The sequence below is a fragment of the Aquabacterium sp. genome (genome assembly GCF_004297345.1).
Taxonomy (GTDB): Bacteria; Pseudomonadota; Gammaproteobacteria; order Burkholderiales; family Burkholderiaceae_C; genus Aquabacterium.
Genome location: NZ_SCTN01000576.1, coordinates 1 through 3,000, shown reverse-complemented (window position 1 = coordinate 3,000; position 3,000 = coordinate 1). Strand labels below are relative to the sequence as shown.

General features: G+C 50.2%; 1 protein-coding gene. It reads right to left on the bottom strand.

The window, feature by feature from the left end; all coding sequences use genetic code 11:
- Positions 1-1,424: 1,424 nt before the first annotated feature.
- Positions 1,425-1,964 carry a GNAT family N-acetyltransferase gene (locus EPO09_RS22370; protein WP_367200103.1) on the bottom strand — a complete coding sequence of 180 codons (540 nt, stop codon included), beginning with the start codon at positions 1,962-1,964 and terminating at the stop codon, positions 1,425-1,427.
- Positions 1,965-3,000: the final 1,036 nt, after the last annotated feature.

Here is a 3,000-nt window from a genome sequence, read left to right as displayed (position 1 = left end):
CGATCGCACCAGACTTCTTCTCCGTCATAGCTGTTTAATTCTAAAAATAGCCCATTATAGACCCCTCTCGACCAAGGACCCATTTGGCAATACGTTAACTACAAATGATATCACGTCTACGTCTGTCGGTTGACAACCCACACACAGCGTCGATGCGAGCCGACTAGACGTATGTACACACCTCTTCCTGGTAGACCCTGGTGCCAGGGGTAGCTCAACGGTCTACCCCTGGCACTCCCGCCAAACCAAGCGGGTATCAACTCCGCTGCTTGATCCTCTGACGAGCGGAGCGGGTTGCATCACGGGTTCGTGACGCAAACCCTAAATCCTAAACCCTAAAAACGGATCCATCGAGCCAGACTGTCGGCAAATGGTGCAAGACATGCGTGCACCAGGAGCGTTGTGCCGGCAAGGACGGAAACACGTGCTCGACTGGAGGCATTGCGACACGAGGTGTCGTATGTGCTGGAGCATCGACGGAGGCGTTGCGAGCGTATCTGGAGAGTCGAGTTCGTGAACTCGACGCCGAAGCGCGTGCCACTGCGCCCAGCTGACGGCTAACACGTTCTGTCAGTCGACGATGATGTCAATGTCCCTTCGCAGCGGTGCAGTGTACGATTCAGTTTAATCAGACACCGCCCGGAAGCTGCTCGCGCCGGAAGATCGATGCGGTCATCGACGTCGGATGCTGCGTGCTCGCTATCGAGATTGACGAGCTGCAGCATGCATGGGCGTGTACGCTCGGGACTTTGTAAGCACGAACATTGCATTGTTCGTGCAACGTACGACGAACGGGATCGTGGCACGACTGCTATACGTTGCATGGAGCGTACGAATGATCCATGTCGGTACTAGACCTTCTCTGGGCGTCCACCCAAAGGCGCGGGTGGTCTCCAGACCAGGTCCGACAGAGAGACCGCGAGGTCTCTCTGTCGTTTTGTTCATTTGAAAGCAGCATCCGCGCGTGCTATATATAGCCGTTGCCAACCCGACCTTTGTCGGTCAGTGGTCCGGTTGCCTTAGAATTTGACAAACGAAATGACATCGACGCTTACACCGTGGGAATGCATCAACCAAAGCGAAGCACGTCGACTTGTCTTGGACATCATTACAAAGGGCATTATGGAAAACAAATTACAGTGTATGTATCTGGATAGACGGCAAGAGATGTTGGACATTGCCAGTTACGTGTATCCGAACACAGACATCGCAGGAATTCTACGAGACATCGACTACATACCATACCGAACCGGCCTGATCCCTCGTCGACCAGTAGCTGCGACACATCAACACCAACATGACGCACGAATCCATCTCCCCGAGCTCGTACGCCGTCTTCGAGATGTTGTTCAAGATCTGCGAATCATTCACTCGAATGGAATTGGCGCGTATCTTGCGCTCAAGAGCCCGCTGTTGAATCACTGTTAATGTTGATACCTTTTTCGGTGGCGTCCATTTGCGGCGTGTAGTAATGCTGATCGAAGGTCTCCGCGCAAAGCATCGCATTGTTCAAACCGATCGGCAAGCTTGTTCGTGTTACCAACATCGTATGTTATGTATGCTGCGTCATCGGCGTTTAGATCTCCATTAAATCCAATGCGCGCCAGCAGGCCCTGCGAGGACGGCTCCGCAAATGCTCCGATCAGTGGATATTTAAACCGGCCAGCGAACAGGATCAGCGCCATCACTAGCAGCGTACCGATCCCGCGTCGTTCAAACGATGTAGACACACAAAGAGACTCTAGTTCGATGTAAGATCGCTTTCTCATTTCTGTGAACGATAGGTATCCTGCAGGGATGTCTTTAACCCAACACACGATTGTGTAGGCGTGTTTGTCGCCGAAGCTCGTAGCCACTCCGTAACATTTCCGATTATTGATAAGTGTAGACACCTTTTGGCCATACAGTGGATTAACGCGGTCGTCTGTGATATCTAACTTGACGTCTCGGTAGCATCTATGCATAACAAATGCGAAGAACTCATTAAGGTCATCATTCCGAAGCATTTATTGGCAAACACTGCGTGCTCACGACCTACGGCGCCAGCGACGTCCATACGCGATCTGCGTTACTATTAAAACATGTTTTCGTGCATATAAATATGGGCAAAGGCAGAAGACCAGCATGTAGGCCACGTTTGTATTCGCCTCATCACCAGAAAACCGATCACATTATCCGCGAAGTCGTTTATACGCTTGATTATCATTGTGGGCCGGATCCAAGTAAAGCGTGTTCAAGAATTTCATCGAAGCTAGAATCGATGTTAAGAAGATTGCCAGCAAACGAAGAACATGCGCGCAAATACGTAAATATAGTTGCCGATTATTTGAGGTGTCGAGATAGCACGCGATCGCGCCGAGAGGCGATGGATGTCGATCCAATGCTGGCTGACCATATTGGGAAAATTCATGAGACATATATACCATTGTACGTCCAGTTACAAAGACACGTATAAGCACAACAGAATGTCGAGTAAATGTACACCTGCTCCTTCTGCAGAAACGCCGACAGCATTGGATTTGCGTCATGCGAAGTCTGTACCAATCACGTTAATCTCTGTGGCGACTGCTTCTCGCTCTGTTCCAAGTGTCATGCACAGATGTGCATTCAGTGCGCGTCATCAAACGGCAATCGCACGGTCTGTCCATCATGCAAACAACTTGAAGCGATTCCACACCTATAAAAATGACATCATGTTGCGAACATTGCACATGCACCTGTCACGGACCACCAGCGTCGCGAACAGACAAATTGGCGTGGCGTATAAAATGTGCAAACGGCGAACTGAATGAGCTCAATGTACATCTCAATCGCCTTGGCCTTGATTCAATCGATCAGATGACACCTTCTAACATTGAGGACGTTCTACGCACATGCGACCGTTACAAAACGCAAATTGAGAATAATGATGCGTTGTCGCACACGTTGCCGCACAAAATAGCGACATTGTTTACCAAACGAACGATAGCATCGTGTCACGAGTGCCTCGCGCTCTCATTG